This window comes from Planctobacterium marinum (genome assembly GCF_036322805.1).
In the GTDB taxonomy this organism is placed as follows: domain Bacteria; phylum Pseudomonadota; class Gammaproteobacteria; order Enterobacterales; family Alteromonadaceae; genus Planctobacterium; species Planctobacterium marinum_A.
This window is the reverse complement of sequence record NZ_AP027272.1, coordinates 159,824-173,713: the sequence shown is the minus strand read 5'-3', so window position 1 is coordinate 173,713 and position 13,890 is coordinate 159,824. Positions and strand designations below refer to the sequence as shown.

The following is a 13,890-nucleotide window of genomic DNA, read 5'->3' as shown; positions in this document are numbered from 1 at the left end:
CTCTTATGGCTATGCCGTTAAGGGAATAACTTTCTCGTCGTCTTCAATTTTTTTTTCGGCCAGATCACCAGAGGAGGCCAGTTCTTTTTGGCTTTCCGTCAAAAATGAACCTTGCCCGAGTTCACAACCGATACTCACCAAAGCCTCACATTGAGCTGTATTCTCAATACCTTCGGCAATCAACTGGAAGCCAAAATGTTGTGATATTTGCTGCACCGATTGGATCAGCTTAAGGTTTTGCTCAGAAGCAGGTAACGAACGTACAAACTTGCGATCAAATTTCACGTAATCAAATGGATACGAACAAAGATAATTGAGCGAAGCCAGGCCATTGCCAAAGTTGTCCAATACCAGGGTCACGCCAGCATTTTTTAACATCTTAATGGATTGCAAGACTTGCTGAGACTTTCTACTCAGTAAACTTTCGTCGATTTCAATCACTAATCGTTCCGGCGAAATGCCACTGGCCATGACGGTCTCGATAAGCTGATTTACCAAGGAGGCTTGCATCAGGTGATTTACAGAGAGATTTATGGCGACTTTATCATCGGGTGAAACAAATGGCGCATCTTCTTCTCCTTTGAGAATTTGACAGGCCTTCTCCAGCATAAAGTGGTCCATCTCCATAATCATGCCACTATGCTCGATAATACGCAGGAATTGATCCTTCTTCACACTACCGATAGTGGAATGTACCCAACGTACATAACACTCATGATAAATGGTTTCGCTACTGCCAAGGTGGATCACTGGCTGATAATGACAGTCGAACGCTTTTAACTTCAGCGTGCGTCGGAATTCATTTTCCAACTCCAACTCTTCCAGTAGCTTTTCTCGCATACTTTGATCAAACATTACATAACGGCCACGACCTAGCGATTTGGCTTGGTACATGGCAGAGTCCGCATCGCGGATAATTTCATCCGCAGTTTGATACCAGCTTTCAATGTAGGCTATACCAATACTGCCACCAGAATACATTTCAGAACCATCAAGACAAAAGGGTTTGCTCAAGGTTTCTAATATGCGCTGAGACACCTCTTCGACGTCTTCATCGTCATCGAAGTTGTCCAGCAAGATCACAAATTCATCTCCGCCCAAGCGAGCCAATAAATCGTGACCGCGTATACATTGGTCAACCCGCAAGCTCACTTCAATGAGAAAGCTGTCACCTGCATGGTGACCAAGGGTATCGTTAATTAATTTGAAACGGTCTAAATCAATAAACAACAACGCAAACTTGTTTTCTGGGAAACGCTGCTTATTGGCTAATGCCAGCTCAAGACGATTCATAAACATGGTTCGATTGGGTAAACCGGTTAACGCATCGTGGTGTGCGTCATGGATCAGTTTCAACTCAATTTGTTTACGCTCTTCAATTTGCTTTTTGAGATGGGCATTGGTTTCATCCAGCTCCTGAGTGCGCTCTTTAACCCGCAGCGTTAGCTCGTTGTTATAAGCATGGATGGCTTCTGCCGCTTTTTTACGTTCCAGCGCTACGGCTATGTGATGGGAAACAAAACGCAATAACTCGAGATCTTTAAAACCGTATGTGTAATCTTCATTGTAGGCCTGAATACCAATAACACCGGAAACTTCACCATCAACGATCAGTGGCGCACCTATCCAGGAATTTTTGCTGGCATGCATGCGACCGGCAACGTCAGAGCACAAGTGCCCCGCTTCCGCCAACGATTTAGCGCGTTCAGCGTCGATGAGTTCAGCCCGACCGTGATTCAAAACGTATTCGGTAAGACCTGTGCCTAGTGGTCTGGGTGTCGCTGCTTTATTTTTTTGGTCACTGAAATAAGGAAAACGCAAAATCTGGCGCTCTTTATCTAGCGTGGCAATATACAGGTTGGGGGCGTGAATGAGGCGAGCCAAAATGTCGTGCAAATTGGCATAGAAGTCGGGAATATCGCCTTCCATGGTGGCGGATAACTCGGAGATTTCAAATAGTGCCTGTTGCAAGGATTCAATCTTTTGCCGCTCTTTTATTTCTTCTTGCAGCTCGTTGTTAATATCCCGCAATTGCTTAGTGCGCTGACGAATGATTTTCTCCGTCAACTCACGGGTTTTTACTCTGTCTACCGTGGTGACAATGTGTTGCGACACAAACAGCAAGATATCCAGATCATCATCAGTGTAGCGCACCGCATCATCGTAGCTTTGCACCGCCATTACACCAATAATGCGCTGACCGCGTTTAAGGGGCACGCCAATCCAATCTACCGGACGCGTACCCAGTTTGCTGATGCCGATTTCTTTAACTTTATCGTCGTAGTTTTCTTTGGTGAGAAACAGGTGATTACCGGTTTGTAAAACATAACCGGTGAAGCCATCTTTGAGTTTGTCGGCTGGCATTTCATGCATGGTGAGTTCATCAAACTCATCCACGAAATAAACAAAATCCACCATGCTCTCAGTGTCGTCATAAAAAGCGACATAAAAATTTCGAGCATGCATAAAGCTGGCAATGATATCGTGAACGGCAGAATACAGGCGTGACAATTCGCTAACCGAGCTAGACAGCTCGGAAATATCGAATAACGCTTTTTGAATGGCTTCGGCGCGTTTGTACTTCTCTGTCACCTTTTGAAGCTGCGGTACTAACTCCCGCAATTCATCCTCAGACAGTACGCCAGCCTGATTTTCTTGTTCCATCACACACAGCTAAAATTGTATTTATAATTATTTGTCAGAAAGACGCTGGTAAAAATAACGTATCATTAACAAAAAGACCACCTTTGAGGTGGTCTTTTCTTAGAATATTTGGAATAAGTTTTATACTTAGTTGCTACTTTTTGAAAGGAGCAATCAAAATCATCCCGACAACTATTCCATCATAAATTCGATAGCAGCTTTAATGTCATCGTTGGAGCAATTGCCACAGGTTCCCATAGGTGGCATACCACCGATACCATTGATGGCGTTTTGCCACACGGTATCAAACGTTTTCTCATCAATACGGGTTTGCCATGCGACTAAATCACCTTTTTTGGGTGCACCTAACACGCCGCTGGCATGACAGGCAACACAAGCCGTGTTGTAGATATCCGCACCAGAGCGAGGTCCTGCAGCAGCCGCAGATTCAGCAGCCGCACCTGCAACATGAACACTGCCAATCGGCTTGATGCGCTCAGCAATCTCCTCATCAGTATCCTTTTTAGCACCGTGTGCTACTGATACAAAAAGACAGGTGGATAAAATCAGGGTTAGCAGTTTCTTCATTTCTCTTGTTCCGCAGTTACTGTCGTAGACCGATATTTATTAAACTGAAACGATTATAGCCACTTAATACGCCGCGACAACCCGAATCTGGTGATTATACGTCGCTAATTCGCTTTTCTTAATGGAATACCGACAAAGCAGTTGCCTGAAGTAGAGGAGATCCGTATCATTACGCCCCGGTTCAGCACCCGTAGCTCAGCTGGGTGAAGAACGGTCTTCGAAGAAGACCAGGAGTGATAGGTAATCACTCCGAGAGTGATGAACGGCGAGACAGGACGTCGAGACTGGGTGACGATCATCAGGGATGTGTTTATGATGACTTTAATGCGTCAATCTATTTTCAAAATCCCCGGTAATTCACTCTACAACTGTGATTAAATGCTCGTACAGCATACTCACAAGCACAATTTATGCACCCGTAGCTCAGCTGGATAGAGCGCTGCCCTCCGGAAGCGGAGGTCGAAAAATGGGGGCTCAATGAAAGTTAGCTTAAACTTTCGTTGAAATTGGCATTGCTCATACAAAGATGTAAGTGGATGCTAACTTTAAGTCGGTTATTACAGGCCGCCCGTAGCTCAGCTGGATAGAGCGCACCCCTCCGGAGGGTGAAGTCGGAGGTTCAAATCCTCTCGGGCGGGCCACTTCTTCTCTTTTGGCTCATTGGGACACATTGGGGACAACGAATTTTCGATTGTCTTTACTGATGCATTACCAAGGGGCTTCTTATGTTAAACAATTCTCGCACCCACAATTCTCACTTGTTGAAAAAAGGTGGCACATTTTTTCAAAATGACGCCCCAAAAGTTCGAACTCATTTCATTGAAAATACCTCTTCGTTGATAACTAACAGGGGTATATGAAATGGCCACGATAACAAAACGAGCTAACGGCAAATGGCAGGCAAAGTGCAGACGAAACGGAATTAACCAATCTAAAACATTCAGATTGAAGTCAGATGCCCAGAAATGGGCTAGACAAATAGAGAGTGCGATTGATAAAGGAGTATTTGAATCAACGCATGATGCAGAATCAATGCTGATGAATGACGTGTTTGAGCGCTACTGGTACGAGGTTGTTCGTGAACAAAAATCAGCTAAAAGCACGCGCAGTAAGATTAACCATTTAAAGAAAATAATGGGGCACTTGAGACTAATCGACCTCACAGTTTCCGTCATCAGAGAATTTAAATCTTATCGACTTGAAAATGTCGAAAATGACACGGTGCGAAAGGAGCTAGCGTTTATTAAACGCATGATCAAATATGCGATGAACGAGTGGCAAGTGCATCTGCCGCGTGGTAATCCTGTCGACCCAGTTTCATTTCCTTCGAAGGGTAAACCAAGAGATCGACGTTTGTTTGCTGGTGAAGAAAATTTGCTGTTATGCAACGCCAAAAACTATGGGGGAGTTATTCACGATGTTATTGTATTCGCAATTGAGACGGGAATGAGACGAGGTGAAATTGTAAATTCTCGTGATGCAGAAGAAATTGGTGAGCATGGTTATTCATGCATGTGCTGGGAGAACTTTAACGAGGTCAATTCAACAATTCATTTGTTAGACACAAAAAATGGTGAGAGCAGAACAGTTCCATTGTCGCCAAAAGCAACACAAGTAATTTTATCCCAACCACGAAAATCTGCTGGTCCCATTTTCGACATTCGTGGCGACTCGATCGGTCAAGCATTTCGCAGAATTACAAAACGAGCTGGCATACAGGGTTTACGTTTTCATGATCTACGTCATGAAGCAACTAGTCGTTTCTTTGAGATGGGCCTACAAATGATGGAAGTGTCCGCAATAACCGGCCACAAGGACCTAGCGATGCTCAAACGTTATACTCATTTGCGGCCCGACGACATTGCCCGAAAACTAGCCCTATAACCCCTACTCCCTCCATAAAAATTTAAGTTATTGGAGGGAATAATCTAAACAGACATCTACTAATAATTATTTCACTGACTTCACGAACATTGCCGTTCCATGTGATTTAATATTTTATGTAACTGGAAGCAAGGAGAAGAGCTATGTTGCAACTGCTTAAGCCTGAAAAGAAAAAATGGGATGAAGCTGCAGAATTAATAAACTCTAATGCTGTTGAGCCATGGACTGAAATCCCATGGTTTAAAGGGGCGATGCAAGGCCCATCGAGGCTGCACCTCAAGGACGTGATTTATCACGTTGCCGGAATCAATGTTGCGAAATTTCCACTATATGGTATTTGTCGCCAATCAAATGCTTTAGAAATTGGCGCATTTTCTTTTCAACAAGAAGCCATAGAACGTGGTGTGGATGGGAAGGTGATGGCTGGGCTGTATGAATTCAGCTCAGTGTACTTGAGAGTATCAGAAATCAGATTTCTGCCGTTTAAGGATCGTCCAACTCAGTATTTGGAACGCTTGATTTCGAATACTTACGAAGGCTTATTGTGGACTGACAATTGCTCAGAAGACGAAGTGTTGATCTGGTCAATCCATAGTTAACATATCAAAGCTCAGGCACATTAAATGTGCCTTGAGCTGAATATGGACGCTTGAGATGCAATCACTGTGTAAGCCATTGTGTCAAAAATGGAACCATCATCGGTATACTTAGGATCCGTCAATTGCTCAAACATACCGAGCTCGTCATAGCTGGCTTCAATTGATTTCCTAAGTTGCGGGCGAAAATAGTTACGCAAGTAAAGCTCATCGTTTATGTGCGAATGAACGGTATCTTGCACTAGCTTGTCAGATGACTTCTCCTCGCAAACTTGTTTAATTACTAACGCTTCTTCATCACTGATATCAAATTGTTCTTTAAGCTTTGTCAGCATGTCTGAGATCGTCACTTTTTTTGGTGCTCCACCAGGACCTTTACCACCAGACTTAGTCTTGATGGTCTTGGGGATTAGTTCTTGGACGCCTTGATAACGCACAGTAGCCTTTGACAGTTCAACCTTACGAATATATTTCATGAGGTCAGAAACGGTACCCTGCTTGATAAGTTGCGGCCCAATGAAATCTGCAAAAGCGCAGAAGTTTGTAAGCTGCTCTGAATATTCGAAGAAGCAACTTAAAAAATCATAAGATTTTACTAACTTAGCCAGCAAATAAACAAATGCCTTCCGATCATCAACTTCAGAAAACTGGCTTTCAAATCGCCTCCTCCATTTAACAACTTCCGCTTGAAGGGCAACATCAGCAGCCACGCCATGAAGCATTTTCAAGTAATCATCCGCGTCAATATCAGTAAATAATCCCTGTTTTAATATGGACTTATAAATTTCAATGCATTGTTCCTTATCCGGCTCTGAAGTCACATAAGGAGTACCTTTTCTATATTTATTAAAAGCTTTTTGAATGTTGGCTGCATTGTTAGTGAAGTCAACGACAACCACGCTGTCTTTCCCGTCACTACAGCGATTCAGTCTTGATACAGTCTGCACTGCGTTACGATCATAAACTGGCTTGTCTAAAAACATTCCCGCAAGAAGTGGCTGGTCGAAGCCAGTTTGAAACTTACTCGCAACGACCATGATTTTGTATTCGTTGCCTTCAAAGCGATCTTCAATCAGTTCGTTCGGCCCTAAACTATTTACGTCAGCCTCAGTTATTACTTCATTGCTCTTGGGGTGAACAAAGTCAGAAAATGCATATAACACTTTATAGTCAAATCGACTCGGGTCAGCTTCATTCTTATCCCTCAGCTTTTCTTTTAGAATGTGGTAATAGCTAAGTCCTGCTAGTCGTGAACTCGTCACAATCATAGCTTTAGCAGTTCCGTTGATTAGTGGCCTTACATCTTCGTCAAAAATCCTTAGCATCACTTCTGACTTATATTGGATAAGTCCTTCATCCTGAAATGCGACATTCTTTAGCGCCTTGCTGATGACGCCTGGAGGATACAGCTTGTCATCTTTAGGTGGAATAACGGGGCTGTCTAAGTGATACAAGGTTTCATAAGAAATAATGCTTGCAGCGACATCAACAATGTAACCTTCTTGAATCGCTTCTGCTTCACTGTATGTATCAAACGCTTCTCCAAATAACTGGACTGTTGCATTGCTAGGAGTGGCAGTGAAGGCTACAAATAATTGGTTGTTATCATGGGCCCGAATAATTTTAGCCATTTCGTCAGCAGGATCTTTATCATCTTCTGCCGTTCCTTCCGTATCCGGAGATTCTTGTTCATTGGCTTTTTCACGGAAAGGCACTCTTATAGCCGTGCCCATTTTTCCTTCTTGAGAGCGATGAGCTTCGTCGATAAGAAATGCCACTTTCAGCTTTTTCAAAGACTCGTCCGATTCTAATATCTCTAGTACTTTGACAAACTTTTGCTGAGTCGTAACGATGATTGATGCTCTATTTTTAATATATTGGGCCAGAAATTTAGACTTCTTAGCAAACTTGATCACACCATCTAAATGATTAAAGTTAACAAGTTCATCTCTGACATTTTTATCTAAGCTCTTACGGTCAGTAAGGATAAAAATCATCTCGACTGCTTTGTCACTGGTTTCGGGCTTATAAAGGCTATGTAAACGATCCGCTAGCCAGCTAATAGACAAGGTTTTACCAGAGCCTGCTGAATGGTTAATAAGGTACTTTTTTCCTAAATGGCCATGCTCAGAAAAATGTTGAAGTACATTTTCTGAAACATCTTTCACCATGCGAGACTGGTGGTAGCGGGGGAATATACTGTAAGCGGGTTTTTCAGGTTTATCCCCATCAGCTTCTTCCTTGGGTACATAAACGAGGAAAAAGCTGATGGCTTCTAATATTGAATCTTTCGAGAGAACATCACGGTATAAGTATTCAACGGGGTATTCGCCTTCTGTGATTGGGTGGTTCTCTAACCCGGTATTAAACCAGCGGAAGTTGTTCTCGTTTACTGGTGATGTTGCAACTTTTACTTCCGATGTGTCAGCAGCGATGTACAAAAATGGTAATTGAAAGATCTTGTCGGCATGGTTTCGCTTATTAAACTGAGTGACACCATCATGCACATTTTGACCACTGGCTTCATGTTTTAGCTCTATAACTATAATTGGCAAGCCATTAAGAAACAAAACTATGTCGGGCCGCTTTGCTTCACTAATTACAAGTTCACATTTAAACGTGATACGATTCTCTTTGTACAAGTCATTGGCCGCACTGTCGTGAGATCGGGGCTTAGGGCCATACAATTTGAAGTGATGGCCTCGCACGTTTAAACCATTCCTAATAACTACCCATAACGGAGCGATAGTAAGCTGCTCTTTTAATGCCTGCATTATCTCTTGAGGAGCATCACTGCCATAATCTGATTTTAATCTTTCTAGCGTTGCTCCTTGACTGGCGCGGATAAAAGCCAGCAAATGATCTTCAGCAATATAATGCTCTAAATCAGTAATCTCGCTCTGCTCAAGCACAGCATACTCATGCTGCTTGTTGAGAAACGTCGCAATATGCTTTTGAAATATTAATTCTGCTTTATCTGCCATGGGAACATCCTTGCTTTATGACATAGTCAAATCTGCTTCTGTTACTCGGCGTTTAGCGGTAACGCATTCATGAATCAGTGAGTGTTTGTACTCTCTTAAGACTGAAATCTGATTTTTAAGTTTCTCTTCAATGCTTTCAATACGTGCAGTCTCTCGATTAACAAATTCTATTATCTTCTTCTGCTCACCTATTGGAGGTTGAACAATTGGTAGATATGAGTATTTATCAGCACCAATATTCTGAATTGTTGCTTGTGTAAACGCGCTATCTTTCCAATCAGTATATCCCTTTGACTTTGTAAATAGATATAAAAACTCTGGAAGTATCTTTGCGGTATTACACCTGGCTCGTATCAAATATCCAGCAAAACACGCCTTACCATTGTAGTTAGAAAATAAGAATGTTTTTCCAACGGTTGCACCGCTTCGAGCAAAAAGAATATCTCCTTCTTCTATGTAATATCCTTCAGCTTTATCATTGGCAAGAGATTTGAAAGTATGATCTTTTAATTTTCCGGAATTATCGAAATCTGTAATTCGAATATATCTAGGCAGGTCAGGATCTGTTAATTCAGCCGCTTCATTTGCACCATACTTTAAGGGTTCAATTAAAAGACGTTTCAGTGACTCTACTTCCCAGTGCTCTGGTATATCACCAAACCAAGGAATATCAGAGCTTCTCATAGGAATATCTTCGTCCAGTCCTTTTACCATTGCTTTGAAAATTATCGACTGACGTAAATCTTCTAATTTCTCTAATTGATCAAACTTAAAGCTAATTGCCTTATCAATTGCTGAGCAATTTTTCTCTAGGTAATTACCTATCAAACGCTGCTCGTCAATGTGTGGCAAGAACACTTTGGTAAACTTCAAAAAGTTACTGGATACACGTTTCTGACCGGCGGCTCCCGTCATGTTTGCTTCAGCATACTTTCTGTAAGTTGGATTAAAAGTATAATAATAAAGGAACTTTCCATCGACTTTGGACGAAGGGCGCAAAACATGAAACTCAGTGCTACCAAACCCATAACGTGTAGGTAAGCTATCCACAAAGCCACCTTTACCATTTTCCATACAAGGAGTTATTTTTGCAAAAAGAACATCGCCAGCCTCAAAATTAGGTAAACCATCAGAGACATCAATGTATAGAGACTTATTTTCTAAATTGAAGTGGCCAATAGTTGAAACAGCTTCCATTGGAACGATTGTACACTCTTCGAAATCGCTTGGTTTATCCTGAGAATAATTAGGAGAAATACAAGCTACATCTTTTATACGTAACTCCTCCCAATCACTTGGGATTTCGCCATACCAAGTTAAGTTATTATTTAGTTCTACATTCATTTGTGTAGGGTTCCACCCAAGTTTTTTAGAATAGCCTCGGCTTTTTCTTCTAGTGCCCAAAACTCTTCTAATAGAGAACTTGCTAATCTTGGTTCTTGATATTCATAAAAGTATTTGTTTGGTAAAAATTCATAACCCAATTGGGGTGAATCAGACCATCGAATAATTGCTTTTTTAACTTCTTGCTCAAGGAAACTCGTAATATCAGTTCCATAAGGGATATACTCATCGTCTTTTATATAGTGACGATGAGTATATTTAACAGCAATGACATCAACAGCTTTGATGAATTCTTTAATCGCTTTGTTACGTTCTTTTGCAGTATCAAATTTTTTGGAAATCCCTGAAATCTTATCTGAAAAGGCACCTTTCACCTTAGAATCATAAATTTTGGTAAAACTATCGTCAGGCTGCAGTTCGAATGAAACTGTTCTAACATTTCCTTGCCAGTTTAGAGTTACCTCAAATGAAAGCTCAGAATCATAAAAATCCTGTTCTTTCTTTATATTTGCAGAAGTGAATGCCTTGTCATAACTTTCAGTAACTATGGCTGGCTTGTCATTTTCATCTGTTTGCCAAAAAACGACTGAGACTTTGTGATACGCAAAGTCTTTTGTTTTAAATATTTTGACTTTGTCGTTTTGATAATCGTCATTCCAACCGTTTCGATACTGTTCCTCGATCCACTGACGATGAGACTCAAGAATTCGATTACGTTTATTACCGAAAGATTTTGGCTCTTTATCAAACTGTTTGCGGGCATCAATCAGCATGACTTTATCTTCATGACTAGCGGGCTTGTTGTTGGTTAACAGCCAGACATAAGTAAAAATACCCGTGTTATAAAATAGTTGGTCAGGCAACATGACGATTGCATCTAACCAGTCATTTTCTAAAATCCAGCGGCGAATTTCACTTTCGCCAGAGCCGCAGTCTCCGTTCGACAGTGGAGAGCCATTAAAAACAATAGCAATACGACTTCCACCATCTTCCTGTGGCTTCATCTTTGCCAACATGGTTTGTAAAAATAATAATGCACCATCATTGGAACGAGGCATTCCCGCTTTATAACGCGTATCACTGTATTTCTTCGCTTCTGTCTCATAGCCATCTTTACCACCCCAGGTAACACCAAAAGGCGGATTAGATAACATGTAATCAAACTTATCGTTGGCACTCGCTAACTGATCACCGGGTTCTTCGTTATCAGGTCTATGCGGAATTAACGAGTTACCAAAACAGATTTGGGCATGGGTATCATTTTTGATGAGCATATCAGCCTGGCAGATAGCGTAGTTCTGTGGCTGCAACTCATGACCATGAAGAGTAATAAGGTCATCTCGACGCTTTCGCTCGTCTTCATTTTTCGCGGTATCAAGCATGTGTTCTTTAGCAACAGACAGCATGCCGCCGGTTCCACATGCTGGGTCATATATGGAAACATGGCGGTTGTCGATTTGTACATCAAGCAACTCAACCATCAAGCGTATAACTTCACGAGGTGTAAAGTGCTCTCCAGCTTCTTCACCACTTTGTTCAGAAAACCTGCGTAATAGCTCTTCGTAAACATAACCCATTTCTAGGTTCGACAAGTGCTCTGGACCAAGCTTCTCAGTTGCGTATTGATTTAATATTGGAGACAAACGACCATTTTTTTTCATTTTTCCAATTACTGCTCGGTAATCAAAATGGTCAATGATATCTTGGATATTCTCAGAAAAGCCGTTGATGTATGCGCGAAAGTTATCTTCCAATAAGGTAGGATCTTCTTCCGTTACCTTTTTAAGTGTCCAGTTGGTTTTATTATAGATATGATGTTTGAGCTCCAACTGCTTCACCATTGTTTCTAACGCGTCATCTTGAATGTCAGAACGCTTATTTTGGATCTCTTCACGCTTTGATTGACGCCATTCAATTAATACACATTCAATGCGACGGATTACAATAATGGGCAATACCACACTTTGGTATTCATAGGCTTTGAATTTGCCCCTTAGTCGCTCAGCAGATTTCCAAATTTCGCCAGTAAGGTTATTTAATTTTTCTTTATTTAACATTTGTTCTTCTTCACTAAAGGTAACCACATACTTTGTGATTACTTAATTGTCTGTCGCTTTTTCTATTTCAATTAACGCTTGTTCGGCTAACTTCCAAGGCAACCTTCGGCCATTCTTTTTCATTAATGAGTATGCTTGCCTAGCTTGCGCTATGTCTATTTTTTGATGAACGACCAATTGGCTCACTAACCAAATAGTACCTTTCACTATTGCGGCTTCTTTTTCCGCTGCAACTCGAAGAGCCATATCCCCGGTTAACAAAGGACACTGCTCTTGTTTGGCAAGCGCCAGCGCAAAACAGTCATTTCTGCTAGCTCTGGTATACCTCGTGGTGAGTTGCATTGCATACATCATAGAGTCAGCTGAAACCTCTCTCAGTGCTAACCCTAAATCAGGAAGGTGGGCATGTTCATCTGCTAATTCTTCGGCAAACAAAATGTCTGGTGCTGCAAACTCGTATGGCAATTGGAACATAACATCCAAAAGCTCACCTTCTTCCATATCAATTAGTATATTTGCATCACTAATTAGCAGTTGCTGCACTCAGCACCTCCAGCTTACGCTCCTTGTGAAAGCTGGATACAGATAAACCTAACAACTCCGCGGCTTTAGATTCACCAATATATTCTTCTCCTAGCGCTCGATAAACCAATTGCTTAAGCAAGTAAGTTGTTTCTTGCTCATAAGGCTTACCAGGCTCTTCAGTACGCCATCCTTTTTTACTGAAAGACATAAAGAGACCACGTTGTGTTGACTCTGTGATAATTCCGCACTGCCCAGCACGATATAAAATAGCTAGCATGCTAATTCCATATTCATGCTTCAACATAAATAATTCGCGTGGTTCGATGTATCGGCGACTCTCACCTAAATGGTCTATCAATGCCTGTTTAGGTAATAAAAAAGCGCCTGCAAAAAGGTTGCATGCTTTTTCTTCGTCAATGTCATCAGCTAAACGGCCATGTACAACCAAATGACCTAATTCATGAGCTAAGGTAAAGCGCTGACGATCGCCACTTTGACTTGTCGAAATAACTACAACAGGAGTTGGCCCTATATTGCCCGCAAGACCGTCAAACTTTTTATCAGTCTCTACGTCTGTTGTAATGATCATGATCCCCTTGGCTTCCATAGTATCAATCATGTCATGAATAGGGTTTAGGCCTAAATCCCACTCTTCGCGCATTAAAATTGCAAGAGCTTCAGCTTGCTCAAGAGTCTCTACCTTTTCAGGTAAAGCTTCTGGCAAAGAAAATTCAGGAATAGGTTTTACGGAGTCAGGATAAAACTCTAACAATTCGTACCAGCGTTCAGCCTGGTCGAGCACATCGCCATTGATACGAGCTAAAGTTTTCTTAGGTGTGCTTGCTCGTTTTCGGTACTCCACGCCTTCAAGCTGCACTTTTGTTGGACGAAAGAAATATTCGGTACGAACATCTAAAGCTTTAGCAAGCTTCAACAAATTTGATGAAGAAGGCATAGCCTCTCCATGTTCATACTTTTTAATAGCGTTGGCTGACAAACCTATTTCGCCGCCTAAAGCTTTCATTGATAGCCCAGCAGCTTTTCGAGCACGCTCTAATCGTTCTGCAAACATAATGATTTCCCCTGTCCCTTTGGTTTATAAAATATACTTTTTTTGTGTTTTTGTAAACCTTTTGTTGTTTGATGAAGTAAGTATCCACTCATTAGATAGGGTTTAAGATTAGGGGTAGTAAGCGTATGATTGCTGCAAAATAAGGGGCTAAAAACAGCCCCTGAGTTGATGTATGAAATCAAACAACCTGCATTGTT

Annotated in this window: 9 protein-coding genes and 1 tRNA gene; 3 read left to right on the top strand and 7 right to left on the bottom strand. The window is 41.6% G+C overall.

Features of this window, described 5'->3' with window-relative positions; genetic code table 11:
* Positions 1 to 9: 9 nt before the first annotated feature.
* Positions 10 to 2,664 carry a bifunctional diguanylate cyclase/phosphodiesterase gene (locus AABA75_RS00790; protein WP_338290427.1) on the bottom strand — a complete coding sequence of 885 codons (2,655 nt, stop codon included), beginning with the start codon at positions 2,662 to 2,664 and terminating at the stop codon, positions 10 to 12.
* A 171-nt stretch (positions 2,665 to 2,835) separates the two neighbouring features.
* The gene (locus AABA75_RS00785) at positions 2,836 to 3,231 is read right to left on the bottom strand and encodes a c-type cytochrome (protein ID WP_338290426.1); all 396 of its coding nucleotides are present in this window, start codon (positions 3,229 to 3,231) and stop codon (positions 2,836 to 2,838) included.
* A gap of 564 nt (positions 3,232 to 3,795) precedes the next feature.
* On the opposite strand from AABA75_RS00785, the gene AABA75_RS00780 reads away from it, so the two are divergent.
* The 3 genes from AABA75_RS00780 to AABA75_RS00770 all read left to right on the top strand — a co-directional run bounded on the left by AABA75_RS00780 (position 3,796) and on the right by AABA75_RS00770 (position 5,714).
* Positions 3,796 to 3,872: transfer RNA gene (locus tag AABA75_RS00780), tRNA-Arg, on the top strand.
* A gap of 220 nt (positions 3,873 to 4,092) precedes the next feature.
* Positions 4,093 to 5,115 (top strand): tyrosine-type recombinase/integrase, encoded by a 1,023-nt coding sequence (locus AABA75_RS00775; protein WP_338290425.1) that lies wholly within the window; start codon positions 4,093 to 4,095, stop codon positions 5,113 to 5,115.
* A 143-nt stretch (positions 5,116 to 5,258) separates the two neighbouring features.
* Positions 5,259 to 5,714: a hypothetical protein gene (locus AABA75_RS00770; RefSeq protein WP_338290423.1), complete on the top strand. Its 456-nt coding sequence runs from the start codon at positions 5,259 to 5,261 to the stop codon at positions 5,712 to 5,714.
* A 20-nt stretch (positions 5,715 to 5,734) separates the two neighbouring features.
* Here AABA75_RS00770 and AABA75_RS00765 read toward each other — a convergent pair whose 3' ends face one another.
* From AABA75_RS00765 to AABA75_RS00745, 5 genes are read right to left on the bottom strand one after another with little or no spacing between them, the layout of a single operon-like run.
* Positions 5,735 to 8,695, bottom strand: a complete 2,961-nt coding sequence (locus AABA75_RS00765; RefSeq protein ID WP_338290421.1) for a DEAD/DEAH box helicase family protein — start codon at positions 8,693 to 8,695, stop codon at positions 5,735 to 5,737.
* 15 nt (positions 8,696 to 8,710) lie between these two features.
* Positions 8,711 to 10,039, bottom strand: a complete 1,329-nt coding sequence (locus tag AABA75_RS00760) for a restriction endonuclease subunit S (RefSeq protein ID WP_338290420.1) — start codon at positions 10,037 to 10,039, stop codon at positions 8,711 to 8,713.
* Positions 10,036 to 12,096, bottom strand: a complete 2,061-nt coding sequence (locus AABA75_RS00755) for a type I restriction-modification system subunit M (protein ID WP_338290419.1) — start codon at positions 12,094 to 12,096, stop codon at positions 10,036 to 10,038. Before AABA75_RS00755 ends, AABA75_RS00760 begins: the two co-directional genes overlap by 4 nt.
* A 42-nt stretch (positions 12,097 to 12,138) precedes the next feature.
* Entirely contained in the window at positions 12,139 to 12,639 is a 501-nt protein-coding gene (locus tag AABA75_RS00750; protein ID WP_338290417.1) for a PIN domain-containing protein, read from the bottom strand.
* A complete protein-coding gene (locus tag AABA75_RS00745) occupies positions 12,620 to 13,693 on the bottom strand; it encodes a helix-turn-helix domain-containing protein (RefSeq protein WP_338290416.1) in 1,074 nt (357 codons plus the stop codon). The genes AABA75_RS00750 and AABA75_RS00745 overlap by 20 nt, the downstream gene beginning before the upstream one ends.
* Positions 13,694 to 13,890 lie beyond the last annotated feature (197 nt).

Coding starts and splice junctions, on each gene's coding strand:
- AABA75_RS00755 (WP_338290419.1), bottom strand. CDS start 12,096: ATGTTAAATAAAGAAAAATTAAATAACCTTACTGGCGAAATTTGGAAA.
- AABA75_RS00770 (WP_338290423.1), top strand. CDS start 5,259: ATGTTGCAACTGCTTAAGCCTGAAAAGAAAAAATGGGATGAAGCTGCA.
- AABA75_RS00760 (WP_338290420.1), bottom strand. CDS start 10,039: ATGAATGTAGAACTAAATAATAACTTAACTTGGTATGGCGAAATCCCA.
- AABA75_RS00790 (WP_338290427.1), bottom strand. CDS start 2,664: ATGGAACAAGAAAATCAGGCTGGCGTACTGTCTGAGGATGAATTGCGG.
- AABA75_RS00785 (WP_338290426.1), bottom strand. CDS start 3,231: ATGAAGAAACTGCTAACCCTGATTTTATCCACCTGTCTTTTTGTATCA.
- AABA75_RS00775 (WP_338290425.1), top strand. CDS start 4,093: ATGGCCACGATAACAAAACGAGCTAACGGCAAATGGCAGGCAAAGTGC.
- AABA75_RS00745 (WP_338290416.1), bottom strand. CDS start 13,693: ATGTTTGCAGAACGATTAGAGCGTGCTCGAAAAGCTGCTGGGCTATCA.
- AABA75_RS00765 (WP_338290421.1), bottom strand. CDS start 8,695: ATGGCAGATAAAGCAGAATTAATATTTCAAAAGCATATTGCGACGTTT.